The 19,560-nt window shown below is 63.5% G+C and carries 19 protein-coding genes; 9 read left to right on the forward strand and 10 right to left on the reverse strand.

Going from position 1 to position 19,560, the window contains the following annotated elements:
* Window positions 1-12: 12 nt before the first annotated feature.
* The 6 genes from ACODS4_RS08500 to ACODS4_RS08525 all read right to left on the reverse strand — a co-directional run bounded on the left by ACODS4_RS08500 (window position 13) and on the right by ACODS4_RS08525 (window position 7,904).
* Window positions 13-855, reverse strand: coding sequence for a hypothetical protein (locus tag ACODS4_RS08500; protein WP_488862619.1), 843 nt, complete (start codon window positions 853-855; stop codon window positions 13-15).
* Window positions 856-948: 93 nt separating this feature from the next.
* A complete protein-coding gene (locus ACODS4_RS08505; protein WP_488862620.1) occupies window positions 949-3,672 on the reverse strand; it encodes a site-specific DNA-methyltransferase in 2,724 nt (907 codons plus the stop codon).
* A gap of 185 nt (window positions 3,673-3,857) precedes the next feature.
* Entirely contained in the window at window positions 3,858-4,250 is a 393-nt protein-coding gene (locus tag ACODS4_RS08510; RefSeq protein WP_488862622.1) for a GxxExxY protein, read from the reverse strand.
* A complete protein-coding gene (locus ACODS4_RS08515) occupies window positions 4,250-4,672 on the reverse strand; it encodes a hypothetical protein (RefSeq protein WP_488862624.1) in 423 nt (140 codons plus the stop codon). The genes ACODS4_RS08510 and ACODS4_RS08515 overlap by 1 nt, the downstream gene beginning before the upstream one ends.
* The gene (locus ACODS4_RS08520; RefSeq protein ID WP_488862626.1) at window positions 4,669-4,866 is read right to left on the reverse strand and encodes a hypothetical protein; all 198 of its coding nucleotides are present in this window, start codon (window positions 4,864-4,866) and stop codon (window positions 4,669-4,671) included. The genes ACODS4_RS08515 and ACODS4_RS08520 overlap by 4 nt, the downstream gene beginning before the upstream one ends.
* A gap of 2 nt (window positions 4,867-4,868) precedes the next feature.
* A complete protein-coding gene (locus ACODS4_RS08525) occupies window positions 4,869-7,904 on the reverse strand; it encodes a BPTD_3080 family restriction endonuclease (RefSeq protein ID WP_488862628.1) in 3,036 nt (1,011 codons plus the stop codon).
* A 219-nt stretch (window positions 7,905-8,123) separates the two neighbouring features.
* On the opposite strand from ACODS4_RS08525, the gene ACODS4_RS08530 reads away from it, so the two are divergent.
* From ACODS4_RS08530 to ACODS4_RS08545, 4 genes are all read left to right on the forward strand, one after another.
* Window positions 8,124-8,462 carry a hypothetical protein gene (locus ACODS4_RS08530; protein WP_488862630.1) on the forward strand — a complete coding sequence of 113 codons (339 nt, stop codon included), beginning with the start codon at window positions 8,124-8,126 and terminating at the stop codon, window positions 8,460-8,462.
* Window positions 8,463-8,697: 235 nt separating this feature from the next.
* Window positions 8,698-8,991 carry a hypothetical protein gene (locus tag ACODS4_RS08535; RefSeq protein ID WP_488862632.1) on the forward strand — a complete coding sequence of 98 codons (294 nt, stop codon included), beginning with the start codon at window positions 8,698-8,700 and terminating at the stop codon, window positions 8,989-8,991.
* Window positions 8,988-9,398 carry a gamma-glutamylcyclotransferase family protein gene (locus tag ACODS4_RS08540; RefSeq protein ID WP_488862634.1) on the forward strand — a complete coding sequence of 137 codons (411 nt, stop codon included), beginning with the start codon at window positions 8,988-8,990 and terminating at the stop codon, window positions 9,396-9,398. Before ACODS4_RS08535 ends, ACODS4_RS08540 begins: the two co-directional genes overlap by 4 nt.
* A 24-nt stretch (window positions 9,399-9,422) precedes the next feature.
* Window positions 9,423-9,983 (forward strand): protein-tyrosine phosphatase family protein, encoded by a 561-nt coding sequence (locus tag ACODS4_RS08545; protein ID WP_488862636.1) that lies wholly within the window; start codon window positions 9,423-9,425, stop codon window positions 9,981-9,983.
* 887 nt (window positions 9,984-10,870) lie between these two features.
* Here ACODS4_RS08545 and ACODS4_RS08550 read toward each other — a convergent pair.
* Together ACODS4_RS08550 and ACODS4_RS08555 are read right to left on the reverse strand one after the other, a co-directional pair.
* Entirely contained in the window at window positions 10,871-11,206 is a 336-nt protein-coding gene (locus ACODS4_RS08550; protein ID WP_488862638.1) for a hypothetical protein, read from the reverse strand.
* Window positions 11,207-11,424: 218 nt separating this feature from the next.
* Window positions 11,425-12,972, reverse strand: a complete 1,548-nt coding sequence (locus ACODS4_RS08555) for a tyrosine-type recombinase/integrase (protein WP_488862640.1) — start codon at window positions 12,970-12,972, stop codon at window positions 11,425-11,427.
* A gap of 527 nt (window positions 12,973-13,499) precedes the next feature.
* Here ACODS4_RS08555 and ACODS4_RS08560 point away from each other — a divergent pair.
* Complete coding sequence (locus ACODS4_RS08560) at window positions 13,500-14,225, forward strand: TerC family protein (RefSeq protein ID WP_488862642.1); 726 nt, start codon at window positions 13,500-13,502, stop codon at window positions 14,223-14,225.
* A 46-nt stretch (window positions 14,226-14,271) separates the two neighbouring features.
* Here ACODS4_RS08560 and ACODS4_RS08565 read toward each other — a convergent pair whose 3' ends face one another.
* The gene (locus ACODS4_RS08565) at window positions 14,272-14,682 is read right to left on the reverse strand and encodes a CBS domain-containing protein (RefSeq protein WP_488862644.1); all 411 of its coding nucleotides are present in this window, start codon (window positions 14,680-14,682) and stop codon (window positions 14,272-14,274) included.
* A 133-nt stretch (window positions 14,683-14,815) separates the two neighbouring features.
* Entirely contained in the window at window positions 14,816-16,027 is a 1,212-nt protein-coding gene (locus ACODS4_RS08570; RefSeq protein ID WP_488862646.1) for a YbfB/YjiJ family MFS transporter, read from the reverse strand.
* A 182-nt stretch (window positions 16,028-16,209) separates the two neighbouring features.
* Here ACODS4_RS08570 and ACODS4_RS08575 point away from each other — a divergent pair, with 182 nt between their 5' ends.
* The 4 genes from ACODS4_RS08575 (at window position 16,210) to ACODS4_RS08590 (ending at window position 19,387) form a co-directional block, all read left to right on the forward strand.
* Window positions 16,210-17,118, forward strand: a complete 909-nt coding sequence (locus ACODS4_RS08575; RefSeq protein WP_488862648.1) for a LysR family transcriptional regulator — start codon at window positions 16,210-16,212, stop codon at window positions 17,116-17,118.
* An 85-nt stretch (window positions 17,119-17,203) separates the two neighbouring features.
* Window positions 17,204-17,539 carry a ferredoxin FdxA gene (gene fdxA, locus ACODS4_RS08580; protein ID WP_298379989.1) on the forward strand — a complete coding sequence of 112 codons (336 nt, stop codon included), beginning with the start codon at window positions 17,204-17,206 and terminating at the stop codon, window positions 17,537-17,539.
* A gap of 327 nt (window positions 17,540-17,866) precedes the next feature.
* The gene (locus tag ACODS4_RS08585) at window positions 17,867-18,367 is read left to right on the forward strand and encodes a CarD family transcriptional regulator (RefSeq protein WP_298379986.1); all 501 of its coding nucleotides are present in this window, start codon (window positions 17,867-17,869) and stop codon (window positions 18,365-18,367) included.
* Window positions 18,368-18,538: 171 nt separating this feature from the next.
* On the forward strand, window positions 18,539-19,387 hold the full coding sequence (locus ACODS4_RS08590) for a hypothetical protein (RefSeq protein WP_488862651.1): 849 nt from the start codon (window positions 18,539-18,541) through the stop codon (window positions 19,385-19,387).
* Window positions 19,388-19,560 lie beyond the last annotated feature (173 nt).

Consider the following 19,560-nt stretch of genomic DNA (forward strand, 5'->3'; position numbering starts at 1 on the left):
CTGTCGGTCGCGTCACCAGTCCCGCCCCGCCGCCCGCAACACCGCGTCGATGCGGGGGGAGCGGATCGGCGTGGGGGTGAGACGCACCGGGTCGGTGTCGTCCGTGAGGTCTTCCCACTCGGCATCCCAGGCGTCGCGTTCGGTCGAGGCGAACGTCCAATGCATGTGGGCGCAGGCGAACGCATCGCTTTCCCACAGCGTCACCAGCGGGCAATAGAGGCCCGCCAGCAGGGCGATGCGGTCGATGCGGATGTCCAGCGTCATCGCCCGACCATATCCCCCCTCCTCCACGACAAAGCGGACGCGGTCGCCCTCGGGGAATCCATGGAAATCCACATACCACCCCTCGACATCCATGGAGATGCGGCCAAAGCTGCCCCCGGCCAACCGCTCCAGCCAGTCGAGAAGGGCGGGAATGGGATCGAAAACCTCGCTCATCGAGAACGCGATGACGCACTCCCCGGCCCGGATCGTGGTGTCGATCCAGCCGAATTCGGGCAGCGCATAGGTCACGTCCAGCCGGTCCACGGCGATGGTCGGGCCGGGAAAGCGCCGGTCGCGTTCATGGGGGGCGTGCCAGCAATCCGCCGCCGCGTCATGCCCCCAGCCCGCGCGGTAGGCGGTGCCATGAAAGCAGTTCTTGGGCGTGAACGGTTCGTCCGCCGGGACACGGAGCGTCCAGCGTTCGATTTCGACCAGTTCGGCCACCGCCACGCCGCGTTGCGCCAGCGCTGCCCGGAAACCGTCCGCGTCCTGGGTGCTTTCCTCCAGATGCCAGCCGTCCCGGCCGACGATCCGCGCGGCATGAAGCCAGACCGCCACCTCCTGATCGTCTCGCCAAGGCTGCCGGGTCATGCCGATGTTCCCTTGTTCAACCACCAAGACCACGAAGATCACAAAGAACAAAACAATCTTGGTGGTCTTCGTGATCTTCGTGTTTCACCCCCCTCACCCCACCGAGAACACTTTCATCACCTCGTCGCCCAGGTGGTTGATGACCTTCACCGCGATGCGGCCGGACGACGGTTTGTCAAAGGGGCGGCTGGTGTCGCTGTTCAGGGACGCCCAGGCTTCGGCGTCGATTTCCGCCTTCAGGGTCGTGCGCAGGGATTTGTACGGGTCGGACGCGCCCAAAAAATAGGCGTGGCGGACGAAGAAGCTCTCCTCGTTGTAATCGGTGTCGATGAACCAGACGGCAATGGTGTCGGGGCCGCCCGATTCGATCTCGCCGGTGGAGGGGTGGAAGACGTCGATGCCCTTGATCTTCACCCGCAGGCGGCCATCGGCGTCCTTCAGGATGTCAAGGTCGGGTTCGCCGAACACGACGAACAGGTTGCCCGATCCCGTCGTCTTGAGGTCGCCGCCCATGTGCAGGTCGGGGTTCATCCGCGCCTTCAGCACCGGGATACGGCCCAGCTTCTCGAAATCGGCGGATTGGGCGTCGTAGTTGAAGGCGCAGGCCACCACCACGTCAAACCCGGCGTCGCCCGCTTCGCGGGCTGCCGCCACCAGATCGGCGCGCGACACCGTGCCGAACTCCGGCCCGATCAGGATGCCCGCGCGGCGTTCGCGCTCGCCCTCCATGTAGCGGCCCTCGGCGGCGATGAAGTCGCCCGGCCAGGGGGTCAGCGATGTGAAGGCGATGCGGTCCTGCTTGTGCGCCTGCTGCACCCCGGCGGCCCGCAGATTGTCGAGGATCATCGCCGCGAAGTCGTCGGGTGCGAGGTCGGACGGCTTGCGCTTGCCTTCCGCCGCGTCGAGCAGGTCGACCAGTTCGTCGTCCTCATCCACCGCCAACACGCGGTGCGGCGACAGGCTTTCCACCGTGAAGGGACCGGCGACGCGGACCTTGTCCTTGTCGACATAGGGCTTGTCGTAAAGATACTCGAACTCCGCCTTGGCGGCGATTGAGGCGTCGATGTCGCGCTGGCGCTTGATGCGGGCGGCCCAGAACTCGGCGTGCAGCCGTTTCGCCGCGTCGGGCCAGTTGGGATCCGGTTCGCGCGGAACCTCCCATTCTTCGAGCGTCTGCGTGTCCTTTGTGGTCTTGGTGTTTGAGGCGTTGGTTGAAACACAAAGCGCACCAAGATCACGAAGAAGGGGGGCGATGGTCTTCTGCGCCTCCTCCCAGATCACGTCGATCTCGGCGTTGTTGGCGATGGATTTCAGGGTGATGTGGGGCACCCGGTCATAGACGAAGCCCAGGCGGATGTCGCCGCGCGTGGGGGCGTCCTTGGGCGGGGTGCGGGTGATCTCGCCTTCCTTGATCTGGCCCTCGCGGCTGTCGGCCAGCAGGTAATAGGGATAGCGCGCGCCCATGATGCGGGCGCGGGCCAGCGCCAGCGCCACCCGCGAGGTGTCGATGGTGATCCATCGCCGCCCCCACTGCTCGGCGACATAGGCCGTCGTCCCCGACCCGCAGGTGGGATCAAGCACGAGGTCGCCGGGGTCGGTCGCCATCAGGATGCAGCGTTGAATAATTTTCTCGTTTGTTTGAACTACATAAGTTTTATCTCGCGTACCCATCGAATCAAGCCACACATTAGTCTGTGGCGCATACCCGAAATCTGAACGAAACGCTCTATATCTAATGCTGCTTTCTTTTGGCAATAGCCTATCAGATTTTATGAGACGATCAATCCCAATTCTTGCAGTCTTCCAGCTATTATTTTTCGCAGGTTTGAATTCGCGCCCTTGATATTCAATGGTAAATACCTGTGTAGCGAACGTACCACCCCCAGTCAGCGGATTCGCGTTTTCTTCGTAATCATCTTCTTTTTCTATAAACAGAGATCTATATTTTACAGAACTAGAATTTTTTGAATAAAATAGAATATAATCGCAGATTGGCTCAAGCGTGCCGCCTTTTTGATTTCCTGTAGTGCGGTAGATAATTGTTGTGACACAATTCTCATCCCCAAACACCTCGTCCATCAGCGCCCGCACGCGATGCACGTTCTCGTCGCCGATCTGGACGAAGATCGAGCCGCTGTCGGTCAGCAGGTCGCGGGCGACGGTCAGGCGGTCGCGCAGATAGGTCAGGTAGGAGTGGATGCCGTCGCGCCATGTGTCGCGGAAGGCGCGCACCTGCTCCGGCTCGCGGGTGATGTGGTCCTTGTTGCCGTCCTTCACGTCGCGGCTGGTGGTGGACCACTGGAAATTGCTGTTGAACTTGATGCCATAGGGCGGGTCGAAATAGATGCACTGGACCTTGCCGCGCAGCCCCTCGCGCTCCGCGAGGCTCGCCATCACGGCAAGGCTGTCGCCCAGCACCATGCGGTTGGTCCAATTGGAGTCGTGCCGGTAGAACTCGGTCGCCACATCCTTGGCGGGCAGGCCGTTGAAATCGGCGAACAGGTCGAAATTGCTCCCCTTGGGCTTGTTCGCGTCTGCCCGCGCGCGGGTTTCGCGCTTCAGGTCTTCGATCAGAACCTTCGGATGAACCTTCTCCTGGATGTAGAGCGGCGGGGCCTGGACGATCAGGTCCGACCAATCCTGGTCATCCTTGCCGCGCCACACCAGTTGCGGATCGAGATCGCGGTTGCGCCGTTCATAGGCGACGCGCACGGGCGCCTTGTCGGCCTCGTCCATCACCGACTGCAACTCCGCCGTCGGGATCAGCCGCCGCTTGGCGTCGGTGTGACGGATGGTCTCGATCTTCTTTTCGGCCATGTTCGATTCCCGTTATGAAACACGAAGACCACGAAGGGCACCAAGATTTCTTATTCTTCGTGATCTTTGTGGCCTTCGTGTTTAATCCCCACTCAGCATTTACGATATGAAACACGAAGATCACGAAGGGCGCTAAGATTTTTCATTCTTTGTGATATTTGTGGCCTTCGTGTTTAATCCCCTCTTCACAGCACCATACGCTTGATGCCGTTCTTGAAAAGCTTGACGTTGAAGGTCATCAGCAGTCCCAACCGGACGCCAGACAAACGCATGTAGGTGAGAAGCTGCGCCTCGTGGATCGGCAACAGCCCCTCTGCCGCCTTGACCTCGACGATGACGCTGTCTCCAACCAGAAGGTCGATCCGATAGCCAGCGTCCAACTCCTCGCCATCGTACCGGATCGGCATAGGAACCTGTCGCCGCACGGTAATGCCACGCTTTCCGATTTCATGGGCAAGGCAATGTTCATAAGCCGATTCCAGAAGTCCCGGCCCAAGCGCCGAATGGACCCGAAATCCACTGTCGACCACTTCACGGGCGATGCGTTCGACATGATCCGGGATTAGGGTGGGTGTCATCAGGTTAACCACGCGCGCGTCGCCAGCAGCTTGCGCGATTTGTTGCCGGTCACCGTCCAATCGCCGTCGCGGATGACGCTTCCCAACCGCAGGGCCATCTTGCGCTGACGGCGCAACCCGTCGAACAGCCCCTTGCGGAAGGTCGCCAGATCGCTCTGTCCGAAATCGATCTGGCGGTTCATCAGCGGATGGTGAGCCTGCCCGGTGTACGGAGAGGCATCATAGAAGTAGATCCGGTAAAGATGCTGCTGCCACAGCTTTCCGTCATAGCCGGTCAGCATGCGGATGTGGGTCCGGCACATCCATTTGATGCAGGTCAGCACCCGTTCCGGCGTGTCGCAATTGTGCGGGGGAACGATCTTCGGCAGGCGCTTCAAGAAGTAGCCGCCGTCGATCAGAATGGCGATTCGGCGCAGGCTCATGACCGGGAAGCTCCGGTGGACAGCGCGCCGACGATGCCGGAAAAACAAAAGCCCCAGGGTTTCGGCGCACGCTCTGAATCATCGAGCAGGCCTACTCCCAAGGGGCGGATGTGAGTCACATATAGCGCGGGAATCCGCGTGCGGCAATCGCCATGTGAAAGTTCGGCCCGAATTGCCACCATTTCGTGCTGCATGGTTACGCCATCTCCGTCCGGCCGACCGATTCGACCAGCGCCGCGAACGCTGTTTCCATCTCATAGACGGCGGTGAACTCGACGAAGGCCCAGCGGCCGAAGCTGCCCAAATTGTTCACCCCCGGCACCCAATAGGCGCGCATGGTGTCCGCCTTGTCCTTGGCGTCCTCGCCGCGATAGCCCTTCACCTCGACGATCAGGTTCAGCGGGTCTTGCGCGCCGCGCCCGTCGTCGATGCGGACGATGAAGTCCGGCAGGTAGCGGCGCGGGGTGGAGCCGTGGCGATACGGCACCTCGAAACCCAGGACGTGGTTCTTGACATAGGACAGGACGCGCGGATGGGCTTCCACCACCCGACACAGTTCCGCCTCCCAATCGCTGTCGCAGACCACCCAATTGATGTGACATTTGCGCGGGTCGGTCTGCCAGCGCGTGGTCTTGGACGTTGTGAAGCTGACGAAGGCGGTGGAGCCTTTGGGGTTGTAGCTGTCGAGCACCGCCTTGACCGGCCGGTCGCCGACATGCGCCAGCGTGATGGCGGCGGTGATCCGCTCCGCCGCCATGTCGGCGATCTCCCGGTAGATCACCTGCGCCGGATAGGTGCCGCCGGTGCAGCGCAGATAGCCACCGTCGAGCCACTGCTTGGTGATCCGCTTCAACTGGCCGAACAGGTGGAGCTTCGGCTCGGCGCCCGGATCGCGGAATTTCTGGAACAGCAGGTGGCGGGCCAGATGGAACAGGATGGTGGACTGGCGCATGTCCTCCAGATGGGCGACGGTCAGGTCCACGCCCTCGCCGATGATGCCCTGGTTCTTGGTGACGGACGGGCCAACCAGATCGGGGTTGAGGTCGAGCACCGAGTCCGGGCCGAAGGCGGCGGTTAGCCGCTCCTCCGGCAGTTCGACGCGGTAGCCCTCGACGCGGGGGAAGGTGATTTCCAGCGCGTCGCGGTCGGGGCGGACCGCCTGGACCGTCACCGTCTCGCGCGGTTTGGCGGGCGGGGCGATGACCGGCTTGGCGTTGAAGTTGAAGGGCACGCCGAGCACGTCGGCGTATTCGACATTGAACAGCCCTTCGCCGTTCAGGTCGTAGGACTGGCGCCGCAGGGCGCGGCCGACCACCTGTTCGCAGAGCAACTGCGTGCCGAAGGCGCGCACGCCCAAAACATGGGTGACGGTGTTGGTGTCCCACCCCTCGGTCAGCATGGAGACGGAGACGACGCAGCGGATCGACTCGCCGAGCTTGCCCTTCTTGCCGACGGTGTTCATCACCTCGCGCAGAAGGTCTTGGTCGGTGATCGCCTCCCCCCTACGGATGTCGCCGGTGCGTTCGACGATCTCGCGGCGGAACCGCTCGATCTCGTCGCCCGCCATGGCGCGAAAATCCTTGTCCAGCGCCTCGCCCGATTCCAACTGCTCGCTGTCGATCAGCAGGGTGCGTGGCCGGGCCAGCCGGTTGCCGAACTCGTCGAAATTGCGGAACAGGGGCAGACGCCCGTTCTCCAACGCCTCCGAACCATCGGGGTTGGGCCGGTGGAAGCCGGAGATGTAATCATGCACCAGCTTCGAGGTGGCGGTGTTGTTGCAAACGACGATGAAGACCGGCGGCACGCCGATCCCCGCCTGTTCCCACAAATCGAAGGTCTTGGCGTAATGGCCGTAGAGCGCTTCCAGCGCGGTCTGAAGCTCCACCGGGATCGCCAGCGGGTCGAGCGTCTTGCCAGCGCCGCGCCCGGCCTTGGGCATGCGCTTGCCGATGTGGGTCCACAGGTCGCGGAACTTCGGCACGTCGGCGCCGGGGATGTTGTCGGCCACCGGCACGCGGGGCAGCTTGACGATGCCGGACTCGATGGCGTCCATCAGCGAAAAGTCGCTGACCGTCCAGGGGAACAGGGTTCCCTCGGCATACCCGGAGCCATTCAGGAAAAAGGGCGTGGCCGACAGGTCGTAGACGGCGCGCAGGCCCAGCTTGCGCTTGACCGTCTCCAGCCCGGAAATCCACAGACGGGCGGCCTCGTTGTTGCGCTTGGCCTCGTCCTTCTCGTCGCCTTTCAGCGCGGCGACGCCATCGGTGCCGCCCTCTTCCGGGGGTTTCTCGCGGTAGCAGTGGTGGGCCTCGTCGTTCAGCACGACGATGGATTTCAGGCCCATCAGGTCCGGCATCACGCGCTGGATCATCTGGCCTTCGGTTTCCAGCGTGTCCAGATCGGGGCCGCGCCCCTTCAGCAGCGCGCGACCGACCTTGGAGACGTCCAGGCGCTCACGCCGCTTGAAGGCGTGGTAGTTCGTAATAACGATCTTGGCCCGCTCGATGTCGGCCAGCATGTCGCCGGGTACGATCTCACGATTGCGGTAATAGCTCTCCGGGTCGTTCGGCAGCAGCACGCGCAGCCGGTCACGGATGGTGATGCCGGGGGCGACGATCAGGAAGCCGCGCGAGAAGGACTTGGCGTTCGGGTGTCGGACGGCGTTGACAGTCTGCCACGCGATCAGCATCGCCATGACGGTGGTCTTGCCCGCGCCGGTGGCGAGCTTCAACGCCAGCCGCAGCAGGTCCGGGTTCGCCTGCTGGTTGGCGCCCTTGATGTGCTGCCAGATCTCGCCGCGCTGCGGGGCGACCTCGGTCAGCCAGATCGCGGTCTCGACCGCCTCGATCTGGCAGAAGAAGGGACGGACGCCCTGGAATGGATGGTGGCGCCAGTGCTGGAGCAGGCGGGCGGTTTCCGGCGTCACGCCCCAGTCGTTGGGGTTGGGCAGCCGCCGCCAGGATTCGACCTCGCTGCGGATCTTGTTGATGTAGGGGGTCGGATTGTACTCCTGCCCGTCATGGGTCAGGTCGGCGGTGCGGTCGAGGTCAAGGTTCGCCTGGGTCGGGCTGCGACGCTTTTTGGTCTTCGGGATCGGGCTGATGAGTTCCGAGCGGCGGCGATGCTCGACGATCCGGTTCGTCGGCTGGCCGTCGGCGTTCAACTCCCAATGGCGGGCAGGGTAGGCGTAGGGCGAGTTCAGGATCGGCCGCTCGAAAAACGCTTCGCTCATGCCCTTGCCACCGGATTAGCCAAAATTGCGGCTGGAGCATGCCACCGCAGGAACTGCAAGAGCAAGTGCAACCGGCTGGTGCAGTTCGCGCCTCGGTCGTTGCGGCGCGCGTCGGCATGGCCGCCTGATCCGGTGGATGGGCTGTCTGCGCCAACCTATGGCGGCGGAGTGCAGGACACGCTCGGATAAATACCGGAAACAGCCACCGGGACACCGCCCATGACTCTTTCCGAAATCACCCGCCACATCGCCACCCGACACGGCCTCCGTCGAGGGTTCGTCAACGACCTGGATCGGCAGGCAACGCCGCACACGGTCGATCAGATCGGCCTGTCCTTCGACGCGATGGGATACCGTTTCGCGCGAGCGCATGGCGCGCGGCTGGGCTGGTGCCGGACATTCATCGACGCCGAATGGCACGTCGAACCGCTCAAGCGTGTCCATGGGGAGGACGTTGGCCGCCGCTTCCGCTTCGAGCGTGAAGAGGATGCGCAACGCTTTCGTCGCCGATTTCCCCTCCTTACAATGCCTGACGCCACACCGGCGGCATGTCGTTGAACTGTCACCACGCGGAGACGCATTCTCTGTTTTGGCATTGAAGTGATATAGCGCAACGCCCGGATGCCTTTCCCGACGAATATTGAAGGATTAGGCACGATATGGTACACTCATCGCCATGATACCTTCCGGCCCACTTCAATATCCCCCCTCTTCACCAAAGGCATCGGCCCCCGACGACCGGATCGAGCAGGCGGTTAAGGCTCGCAACGATCTTCGTCGGGGTGTTCTCCCATTGCTCGATGAGCAGACCGAGATCGCTCGGGCGCAAGCGGTGATGCGGCGACAGGAGTTCGAGGGGGTGAAGGAGGCTCATCGTCCGGTCCTCGATCAGTTCATGCGCGATACGCTCGCCGAGTTTCGCCGTGAGCGCGGCCCCCGGTTTGGTGACAGTTTCGGCGCGCACTACCTCGTGTCGCTCATCGCCCACCGGCGCTTTGACGAGTATCTGGAACTGCACGGAATTCGGCTCTCCGAGGGTGGCGACGGCGCGGTGAACGGGAAGCCTTCCGACGGAGAACCAGCATGACCGCTCAGATTGAACGGGTGTTCGTCTACGGCTCGTTGAAGCGAGACTTCCACAACCACCATTTCCTTGAGGAGGCGACCTTCCTGGGCGGGGCCACGACGGCGCGCAGCTTCGACCTGTGGTCTTTGGGAGCCTTCCCGGCGGTGACGCAGCCGGGTCGGTTCCACGTTACCGGCGAGTTGTATGGCGTCGACCGCGACACGCTGTCCGAACTCGACCTGCTGGAGGGGGAAGGCACCCTGTACAAGCGCAAGGCGACGGAGGTTTCCATTGAGGAACGGGGCACCCTGCGAGCCTGGATCTACGTGCTGCTGCACCGCGAGCCGGGAATGCGGCCAATCCAGCCGCTTGCGTGCGGGATCACCAAGGCATGGAGCGAGCGGCACGCCATCCTGCTGTCGGCGTGACCTTCAATCAGAAGGTTGACTGTGATGATCGTCACGCCGCGCACCAGCACGTCTCATCCACTGGAAATCGCGACAGTTGTCGCACCGAATGGGGGTGCCGTCGGTTTTTCGATGTGTCCAGGCCGCCAGGACCGCGACCCGATCAACGGCGGTTGGAACCGGGATATCGACTTGGATCTGGCGCAGATCACCCATTGGGGTGCGACCATGGCAATCGGCCTTTTGGAAACCCGCGAGGTCCGATGCCTCGGGGTTGGGCGCATACCGGATTTGGCCGAACGGGCAGGGATCGCCTTCCTTTGGCGGCCGGTCCCCGACGGAGGCATCCCCCAGGACGACGAACCGCAATGGTCCCACATTGCGGAGCGCTCCCGGCGGCATTTGGGCCATGGCGGCCGGGTGCTGTTCTTCTGCCGTGCTGGACGCAGCCGCAGCGCGATGAGTGCCGCCTGCCTTCTGACCGACCTTGGAATGCAAGCTGATGACGCCGTCGCCGCCGTCCGAGCCGCACGCCCCGGCGCGCTGCAATCGGCGGAGCAGGTCGAGTATGTTCATCGAACGGCAGGCGCTTTCGCATGCGTCTGATCTTGGCCGGTCAATGCTCTTGCGAAGTAAATTGACCAATCGACGACGTGTTGAGTATAAATACTTGTGTCCATGGGAAATGACCGCATCCCAGCGGTAAAACGCAGACCGGGTTGTTGGACCGGCGAGTATGAGGCAGGACAGCCGACAAGTCGGACTTACACGGGTCATGACATCCGAGGTAAGAAACGGCCGCTTGGCGAAGCAATTTTCGCGAAAGGCAAGAAATCAAGAGGATAGTTCTGTCTTCGCTTTGACAACTATCCGCATGCGCGTGGTCCTTCCATCGCTGCGCGCATGAGCTTGCGATCCAATCGCATTACCGTTTGGCAACAACGTTCACCGAGGCGCAAGGCCCCGGCCGACGAGCGGCGTCCACCATTTCCATGGTCCGACCGCCCGGCCGATCAGCCCCGAGCCTCCACGACAACCTGGAACGTGCCGAGAGCGGGCCGTCACACGCTGGTACCGGGAAACCACCAGCACCGCCATAAACGCGGTCGCGGCTGATGGAACAACTGACAAACTCAGGGTGCAAAGTTCTCCCCCGCTGCTGAACCATGACGAGTGCGTTCAGCGCGGGGGGATAGAATGCAACATAAATCTAGGGTGACAGGAGAGATTTATTACACAGAATGCCAAACAAGACAATTCACGCGACGTCGAGCGAATGCGAGCATCGCGAGCATTCCGCGAAGACGAAGCGTGAATTGTAGGTGGACGCGAGCGAGCGTGCGAGCGAGTGGACGCCTCCTTGACATGCAGATGTGGTCATCATGTGGTGATCTGATCCACCAGATCAGAAACCAATGAGAGATCGCTCCGTCCGCGACATCATTCGGCGATCTGGGCATGGAGCGCTGGAAACACCCCATGCCCGATGCACGTCAATGGCGTGCTGCGTGCGCCTCCACATCTCCGCTGGACCGGCGCGATCCACCAGGACGCCACGCGGAGGGATCCCGATCTGGAACCAGCGGCGCGACATCTGGAGAGATGGTCTTGCGCGCCAGTTCGCGTTCATGCCACGCCGCCACCTCTTGAAAAGGCCAATACCGGCGGCCTGTTTTGGTGTGCCGGTGAGGGCGCGGAAACGGGTTCTCCGACATCGGTCGGTTCAGGTACCGGTGGAGCGTGGTGCGGCTGGCCACGATGCCACGCAACTTCAGTTCGGTGCTGTCAACCCATCCGCTCTCCGCTTGGATGGTCTGGTTCATGCTCATGTCAAATCCCGGCGGCAATGTACCGCATCAGGGTTTCGGTGCCTCGCGGCTCCGGCGTCTGCGGCCGCCCTCCTCCAATGGAGCGAAAGCATTTCTGGCCTGTCCGCCGCCATTCGGCAGCTTCGTCTTCCAACCGAGGAGGACTCACAGCGGCCACGGGGGTCGCTGGGGGTGGAACGCAAGTGGACTGTATCACCCTCCATCCCTAAAACACAAAATCATTCGCTTACCCGAAGCCCCAAGATGCTCGCCTCGACTGAGCCGCCCGATTCTTGTCTTCGACGCCGCAGTTCAGTCTCAACCTCCTCAAGGATCAGATCCTGCCACTGTGTCAGCAGAGCCAGCATTGGCTCAATCCGGCGGCTCTGGTCATACCGCCACGTCACGCCAAGCTGGTTCTCCAAGGCATGCGACAGAAGACGGCTGACGATGCTCGGTTCGGCGTTCAGGCGATCACCGACCTCCGTTGCGAACGCCGTCCGGAAGTCGTGGATGTTCCAGTTTTCCGGCAAGCCCTGACACCGCTCTCGAAGCCGCACCATCAGCGATTGCCAACCCGCGAAAGACGTGCGCCCGGCGGTGACGGAAAACACGAACTCTCCGCCCACGCCCTTGAACGTCTTCATTTCTTCCAACATCGCGACCGCCGACAGTGGCAGAGGCATCATCTGCGGTCTCTTGCCTCCTTTCATACGCTCCGCCGGGATATCCAGCCTTGGCCCGGTGAACGCCGTGACGTCGAACTGAACGACATTCGACCCGGTATCCAATCCGTTCACTTCGGGCCAACGCAAACCAGTCATCTCTTCCCGCCGAAGCGGCAACAGCACGAGCAGACGGGTCAAATTCCGCACATGCGGTGGCTCGTCAGTAACCGCAATCCAGATGCGCGCAAGATGCCCGACCCTCAGCACGCGCTTGGTCCCGGCATTCAAGCGCACTTTGCTCGGTTCGACGGGAATTGGGCGCCTGACCAGCGGTGCGGCACCAGAGGGCAACACCCCTTCTTCCGTTGCCCATCGCAGAAGGCTGTTGATCTGTGTGTAGACGCGGTTCGGCATCACCGACACGCGCCGTTTCGTCCCATCATGCTGCCTGTTGCGCCCGTTCGGTGCTTTTGATGACCTGCGCTCGACCACAGGCCCGTCCGCTTTGGCCGAAGCCTTCTTCTTCAGGGACGCAAGCAACTCAGACAGATCCTTCTGCGTCACATCGATCAAGCGGTGCTGACCAAGCACCGGCAATACGTGATTGCGGAACATGCCTTCCACGTTCTTCACGTAGGCCGCTTTCCGACCGATCCCGGTAAGATGGTCCACGAACTGCTTCACCGCCTCGGCGACGGTGGTCGTGGACATCGGGGTGAACGCCGCACTCGTCACGGTGGGATCGCGACCGATGCTGACCTGTGCCGCCGCCTCCGTCGCTTTCCGCCGAGCCTCGGCCACGTTCGACGCATCAAGCCGCATCGAACGGAAGCGGCGTTTCCCTCCGGCCTCCGACTTGGGACGCCACTTGAAGTAGAAAGACCGGCGCCCATTCGGAAACACCCGAGCGACCAGACCTGCCTGTTTGGAATCCGTAATGTCAACTGGGCTGACCAAATGCTTGGCTGCAAGATCATCCAGCTTGCGATCCGTCAGGTTGGTTTTCCTCTCCATCCGTGGAAGCCCGCCCGGCGTCAACGCTTTCGTCCCGTTCGCTCCATCGATACCGGCTGGGGATTGCATCGTGTCGTCGTCCACCGGGAGATCGCTGCTCTGCATGTGTTTTGTCCGAACCTGCCAGGGTAGAAGCTCCGTGGCACAGGTTGTGGCACATCAGAGCCACGCACACGGTCGCATTCCACACCTGTATCGCACAAGCGTCATCCAAGAACCAATATTGATTTCAATCTGTTGAGAAGAACACGGGAATGCGGGCGAGGCGTCGCCGGTACACATCTTTCAAGTCTCCCAGACGTGAAGCCTCCCTGTTCAACTCGCCGCTAGGCCACCCGGCTTAGCGGCGGTTTTTTTGTGCGCAGGGATTGCGCCGCAAAAAGAGGCGGCAGCGCTTTTGCCCAAACCAGCGGCGCCCCGTCGCGCTTGATTGAAAACGCGCCACGGTTAAAATTGCCTGCGCAGAGCGCCATCGCGTGAGAAGGCCGTCGGTCTGAATCTGTCGGGTGATCGCGGAAATTCTTCCGCGCCCTCTTGCAGGACGGCCAACGCGCCCTCATCTGGTCGCGGTCTGGGAACGCCCTTCGGCGCCCGCTCACCATCCTCCCGCGTTTCCCGGAGCTGCCCGCCCCATGTTCGACCTGCTCGCCGACCCGAATGTCTGGGCCAGCCTTCTGACGCTGACCGCGTTGGAAATCGTGCTGGGCATCGACAACATCATCTTCATCTCGATCATGGCGTCGAAGCTGCCCGCCCACCAGCAGCACAAGGCCCGTCAGGTCGGTCTGGCGCTGGCGCTGCTGACCCGCCTGATGCTGCTGGCCTCCATCGCCTGGGTGGCGCAACTGACCCAACCGCTGTTCACCATTCTGGGCTGGGCGGTGTCGGGGCGTGACCTGATCCTGATTGGCGGCGGCCTGTTCCTGCTGGCCAAAGGCACGCTGGAGATTCACCACACGGTCGAAGGTCATGAGGAGGCGGGGGCGGCGCCCAAAATCGCCAGCTTCCGCTCCGTCGTCATCCAGATCATGTTTCTGGACATCGTGTTCTCGCTGGACAGCGTCATCACGGCGGTCGGCATGTCCGATCATCTGCCGGTGATGATCGCGGCGGTCATCATCGCCATGGCGGTGATGCTGTTCGCCTCCGGCCCAGTCGGCGATTTCGTCAACCGCCACACCACGGTGAAGATGCTGGCGCTGTCCTTCCTGCTGCTGGTCGGCGTCGCGCTGGTCGCCGACGGCATCGGCTTCCACATCCCCAAGGGCTATCTGTATTTCGCCATCGCCTTCTCGGCGCTGGTCGAATCGCTCAACCTGATGGCGTTGACCCGCCGAAAGAAAGCGGCGGGGCACTGAGGCCCCGCCGGGTTTCGATCCAATCCCGTCAAAAGCAGGCGACGGTTCAGGCCGTCGCCTGTTCGGCCATCAGATGCTCATACGCCACCTTGAACAGGTCGCGGATCGACACGATGCCGACCGCGCGTTTGCCCTGGGTGATCGGCAGATGCCGGTAATGCTTGGAATGCATCAGACTCAACGCCTCGTCCGCGTCGGCGTCGGGCGGCAGGGTGTCGGGGTTGCGGGTCATCACGCTGGCGACCTCGACCGTCGCCGGATCCAGATCCTTTGACAGAACCTTGTTGTTCAGGTCGCGCTCGGTGACGATGCCGACCAGCGCGCCGTGATTGACCACCAGCACCGCGCCGATGTTGTTGTCGGCCATCATCTTCGACACGGTGGCGACCGAGGTGTCTTCCGACACCAAAATTAGTTCCTGCGATTTGACGACGTCCGGGACGAGTTTGCGCTTCATGATTCCCCCATTTTGTTGTCCCGCACAGTCGGTTGTGCGGTGCGGGGGAACTGTAACCAAAGCGGATGATCGGCGGAAGCGACGGCCGGTTATGGAAATGGACGCGTATTGTCGCAGGTCCGCGCCTGCCCCGTTACGACGCCGCGCCCATTGACGCCACCGCCCTCACCCGCGCTTGCCGTCCGGCGATCCAGGCCCCCAGCGCCAACAGCAGCGCGCCCAAAACCACGGCGGCGGCGGCCCCCAGCAAGGCGGAGTCAAAGCTGCCGGTGCGCGCCACCACCAGCCCGGCGGGCAGCGGTCCGATGATCTGCCCGACCCCATAGACGGCGGTCAGCGCCCCGACCACCCGCGCCGACCCGCCGCTCGACAGCGAACGGCCCAGCGCGAAGGCTTGCGAAACGATGCCGACGAAGGTGCCGCCGAACAGCAGGGCCGAGACCACCGCCGCCGCTGGCGATCCGGTCATCGGCAGCAGGATGCCGACGGTCTGCGCCAGATGAGCCAGGATCAGCGCCCACCAGGAGCCGAAACGGCGGGCCACCGCCGCCCAGAACACCCCCGCCCCCATGGCGCCCAACCCGACGACGATCCAGGCGGCCTGACCGACGGCGGCGGTTTCCGGCATGGTCTTGAGGATCGACACCAGGAAGGTGCCCGACACGATGTAGCCGCCTCCCTCCAGAAAATAGGCGACGGTCAGCAGCAGCAAGGGAAGCGACAGCGCCGCCGCCTTGCCGCCGTCCGCTCCAGCCTCGGCCACCTTTGGCGCGGCGACCGGCGGCGGGTCCGTCACCCACAGCGCGGGCAGCAACCCGGCCACCGCGCAGATCCCACCCAACGCCAACCAATCGCCATGCCAGTCCAACCGCCCCCCGATCAGCGCCACGAACAGACCCGACGCGGCGATGCCCACCCCGACCCCAGTGTAGAGCCACCCGGCCCAGCGCTCGCCCTGCGCGCGGACCAGCGTGTCGAGCACCATGGCGATGCCCAGAATGAAGATCCCGGCGCTCGACACGCCGGAAACGAAACGCAAGACGCTCCAGGGCGGCATCGCGGACGCCGCGTCGCCGAAATCCAGCCCCATCGCCGCCGTGCTGCCGACGCTCAACGCCAACGCCGCGCGGAAGACGGCGGTGCGGATGGGACCACGCGGAACCAACCCGGCCCCCAGCGCGCCCAGGAAATAGCCCAAATAGTTGAGTGAGGCGAGAAAGCCCGCCCCATCGGCCCCCAAGCCGGTCGCGGCCTGCATCGCGGGCAGGATCGGGGTGAAGGCGAAACGCGCCACCCCCATGGCGATGGCGAGCGCGATGACGCCGCCGATGAGCACGCGAAACATGGTGGGATCCGCCCGTGGCCGTAAGGAAAAACTTGGTGTCGCCAGCCATCATGATCGCGGCCCGTCGCTCATTTCCAATGAATTGTTCTGATGATACACTCCACTCTTAGTGATGGGAGACATGCGCAAAAAGCAGGCAATTCCATCGGCGGCGGGGCGTGGGCGGCGGAAAGGAAGCGGGCATGGATCTGGCAGGACTGCGCGTCGTCAAGGCGGTGGCCGACACCGGCAGCGTCAGCCGCGCGGCGGAAACGCTGCATTGCGTCCAGTCGAACGTGACGGCGCGAATCAAGCGGCTGGAGGAGGATCTGGGCGTCGATCTGTTCCTTCGGATGAGTCGCGGCATGGCCCCGACCCCGGCGGGGCGGGTGCTGGCCGATTACGCCGACCGCGTGCTGCGGCTGGTCGCCCAGGCGCGCGACGCGGTGGCCGACGCCGCCGGGCGCGGCGGGCGGCTGACCATCGGCGCCATGGAATCGACGGCGGCGGTGCGTTTGCCGCCGATCTTGGCGCGCTATCACGCCGACCACCCGACGGTTGAGTTGACCATCGCCCCCGGCCCGACCGAGACGCTGTTGATTGAGGTTCTGGCCGGGCGGATCGACGGGGCCTTCGTCGGCGGGGCGGTCGATCACCCCGATCTGATCGCCGTTCCGGTCTTTGATGAAGAGTTGGTGCTGGTCGAACCCGTCTCGGGCCTGACCAGCGAGTCCGGGCGCCACACGTTGATCGGCTTCGCGCGGACCTGCGCCTATCGTGGGCGGGCGGAGATGGCGATGCGCGACGCCGGGCGGGTGCCCTACCGGATCATGGAATTCGGCTCGCTCGACGCCATATTGGGGTGCGTGGGGGCGGGCATGGGCGTCACCGTCATGCCGCGTTCGGTGGTGGAGCGCGAACCCTGGCGCCGCACGCTGGCCTGGCGCCCCCTGCCCGACGCCCTGGCCCGGATGCCCACCCTGTTCGTCCGCCGCGTCGACAGCGTCGAGACGGCCAGCCTGCGCGCCTTCCTGGACGCGGTGTCCGAACATCCCGCGACGCAAGCGCCCACACCACACACAGGGTTGAAGAGCCTCGCGGCGGCGTGCTAGGGAGGCGCGGGTTGGCAATCCGGCGCGGCTTCCTCGGATAAGACGGATCCGAATCGTTCGGCTGGAACAGCGGAGAGAGAACATCATGCCTTACGTCGTCACCGACGATTGCATCAAGTGCAAGTACACCGACTGCGTCGAGGTCTGCCCCGTGGATTGTTTCTACGAGGGTGAGAACATGCTGGTGATCCACCCGGACGAATGCATCGACTGCGGCGTGTGCGAGCCGGAATGCCCGGCCGAGGCGATTGTCCCCGACACCGACGACCGCGCGACCAAGTGGCTTGAGCTGAACCGCGACTACGCCGCGAAATGGCCGAACATCACCCGCAAGAAGGACGCCTTGCCCGACGCCGACGAATGGAAGGGCAAATCCGGCAAGCTCGACCTGCTGTCGCCCAAGCCGGGTTCCGGCGCCTAAGTACGGAGTCGCGGGGGTTTCGCCCCCGTTGGCCAATTATGTTGCCATGCAAAATGGGCGGGTCGGCCATGGCCGGACGGTGGATAAAACCGTCCGGCGACCTGCGCGTTCCCTTTGTAACTTGGGCGTAACATCGCTATAATGCGCGCCCGGAGCCGGCCTTCGCGCCATTGCCGGTTTTCCCAACGTCCAAGGACCGAACCGATGTTTGCGATCGTCGTGGATGGATCCCATCCCCACGGCGCCACAACCGTCTCAAGGTCTTTTTTCGCTCCTTCCACCGGGGCGGCAAAATGGCGTGATCGCGAGAAGTGAGAGCCAACCCACATGTCGAACAAGCTTGACTTCGAGGCCGGCGACTTCGTCGTTTATCCGGCTCATGGCGTCGGTCGAGTCGAAGGGATCGAAACCCACAGCATTGCTGGCCTTGAGGTTCAGCTTTACGCGATCACGTTTGAGAAAGAGCGGATGACGCTCAAGGTTCCGGTGCCGAAGGCCCGCAACTCCGGCCTGCGCCGCCTGTCCACCAAGGACCGGATCAAGGTCGCGCTGGAAACCCTGCAAGGCCGTTCGCGCGTTCGCCGCACCATGTGGAGCCGCCGCGCCCAGGAGTATGAAGCCAAGATCAATTCGGGCGATCCGGTCTCCATCGCCGAGGTGGTGCGCGATCTGTACCGTGGCGCCGACCAGTCCGACCAATCCTACAGCGAACGCCAGATCTATCAGGCCGCGCTGGAGCGTCTGGCCCGTGAACTCGCCGCCGTCGAAATGATCGACGAGATGAAGGCGACGGAACGTCTGGAATCGGTGCTCTCCAAGGCCGCCTGATCTTAGGCGGTCTTTGCGTCAAATGCGTTGAAAACCGGCGCGGCCCGACCCGATGGATTGTGTCGCTAAGCCGCGCTTCCGGTTTCTCTTTTCAGCTTTGTTTCTGTCATGCAACGCGCCTACACTCCGCTGCGGAATCTTCCCCGGCGACGTGTGGGCGTTTGCACAGGCATGGCTGACCAGCAAAAAGTTGCCGACACCCGCTTTGCCGTTCTCGGGCGTCCTCGGCACATCTGGGCCATCGGGGCCATCCACGCCCAGCCCGATCATCTGGACGCGATGCACCACGCCATCGCCCAGCGTTTCCGCCCCGGCGACCGTCTGGTCTATCTCGGCAACATGATCGGTCGCGGCGACCGGGTGATCGAAACCATGGACCGACTGCTGGCTTTCCGCTGCGCCCTGTTGGGCGTGCCGGGCATGTTGGCGTCGGACATCGTTTATCTGCGCGGCGCGCAGGAAGAGATGTGGCAAAAGCTGCTGCAACTCCATTTCGCCCCCGATCCCCGCCATGTGCTCGACTGGATGCTGAAGCAGGGGCTTGGCCCGACGCTGGCCGCCTATGGCGGCACGCCGGAAGCGGGCATGGCCGCCGCGCGCGGCGGCGCGGTGATGCTGGGCCGCTGGACGCGCGAGCTGCGCCAAGCCATGCAGGCCCATCCTGGCCATGACGCGCTGTTCAACGCTCTGCGCCGCGCCGCCTACACCGGCAACGCCGACGGCTCCGACGCGGCGGCGGGCGGCGACGGCGGCGTGCTGCTGGTCAGCGCCGGTCTTGACCCAGCCCGTCCGTTGGGGGAGCAGGGCGACGCCTTTTGGTGGGGCGGCGGCGGCTTTTCCCGACTTGTCAGTCCCTATGGCGCCTTCAACCGGGTGGTGCGCGGCTTTGACCCGGCCCAACAGGGCGTGTCCGCCGGAACCGTCGGCGTCACGCTGGACGGCGGTTGCGGCTTTGGCGGTCATCTGGTGTGCGCCGGTCTGGATTCCTCCGGCGCCGTGCTGGAGCTGTTTCATGTCTGACCAGCGCGTTCCCGCTCAGCGCCCGGTGAAGTGGGCCGGGCGCTTTTCCAGGAAGGCGGACATCCCCTCGCGGATGTCCTGGGTGGACGCGACGCGGGCGAACTGGCTGGCCTCGACCGCCAAGCCCTCGTCAATCGACAGATTCAGCCCCCGCGTCGTCGCCGCCAGACAGG

Source organism: Azospirillum sp. FG154 (genome assembly GCF_057809575.1).

Coding starts and splice junctions, on each gene's coding strand:
- ACODS4_RS08500 (WP_488862619.1), bottom strand. CDS start 855: ATGACCCGGCAGCCTTGGCGAGACGATCAGGAGGTGGCGGTCTGGCTT.
- ACODS4_RS08505 (WP_488862620.1), bottom strand. CDS start 3,672: ATGGCCGAAAAGAAGATCGAGACCATCCGTCACACCGACGCCAAGCGG.
- ACODS4_RS08510 (WP_488862622.1), bottom strand. CDS start 4,250: ATGACACCCACCCTAATCCCGGATCATGTCGAACGCATCGCCCGTGAA.
- ACODS4_RS08515 (WP_488862624.1), bottom strand. CDS start 4,672: ATGAGCCTGCGCCGAATCGCCATTCTGATCGACGGCGGCTACTTCTTG.
- ACODS4_RS08520 (WP_488862626.1), bottom strand. CDS start 4,866: ATGCAGCACGAAATGGTGGCAATTCGGGCCGAACTTTCACATGGCGAT.
- ACODS4_RS08525 (WP_488862628.1), bottom strand. CDS start 7,904: ATGAGCGAAGCGTTTTTCGAGCGGCCGATCCTGAACTCGCCCTACGCC.
- ACODS4_RS08530 (WP_488862630.1), top strand. CDS start 8,124: ATGACTCTTTCCGAAATCACCCGCCACATCGCCACCCGACACGGCCTC.
- ACODS4_RS08540 (WP_488862634.1), top strand. CDS start 8,988: ATGACCGCTCAGATTGAACGGGTGTTCGTCTACGGCTCGTTGAAGCGA.
- ACODS4_RS08545 (WP_488862636.1), top strand. CDS start 9,423: ATGATCGTCACGCCGCGCACCAGCACGTCTCATCCACTGGAAATCGCG.
- ACODS4_RS08550 (WP_488862638.1), bottom strand. CDS start 11,206: ATGAGCATGAACCAGACCATCCAAGCGGAGAGCGGATGGGTTGACAGC.
- ACODS4_RS08555 (WP_488862640.1), bottom strand. CDS start 12,972: ATGCAGAGCAGCGATCTCCCGGTGGACGACGACACGATGCAATCCCCA.
- ACODS4_RS08560 (WP_488862642.1), top strand. CDS start 13,500: ATGTTCGACCTGCTCGCCGACCCGAATGTCTGGGCCAGCCTTCTGACG.
- ACODS4_RS08565 (WP_488862644.1), bottom strand. CDS start 14,682: ATGAAGCGCAAACTCGTCCCGGACGTCGTCAAATCGCAGGAACTAATT.
- ACODS4_RS08570 (WP_488862646.1), bottom strand. CDS start 16,027: ATGTTTCGCGTGCTCATCGGCGGCGTCATCGCGCTCGCCATCGCCATG.
- ACODS4_RS08575 (WP_488862648.1), top strand. CDS start 16,210: ATGGATCTGGCAGGACTGCGCGTCGTCAAGGCGGTGGCCGACACCGGC.
- fdxA (WP_298379989.1), top strand. CDS start 17,204: ATGCCTTACGTCGTCACCGACGATTGCATCAAGTGCAAGTACACCGAC.
- ACODS4_RS08585 (WP_298379986.1), top strand. CDS start 17,867: ATGTCGAACAAGCTTGACTTCGAGGCCGGCGACTTCGTCGTTTATCCG.
- ACODS4_RS08590 (WP_488862651.1), top strand. CDS start 18,539: ATGGCTGACCAGCAAAAAGTTGCCGACACCCGCTTTGCCGTTCTCGGG.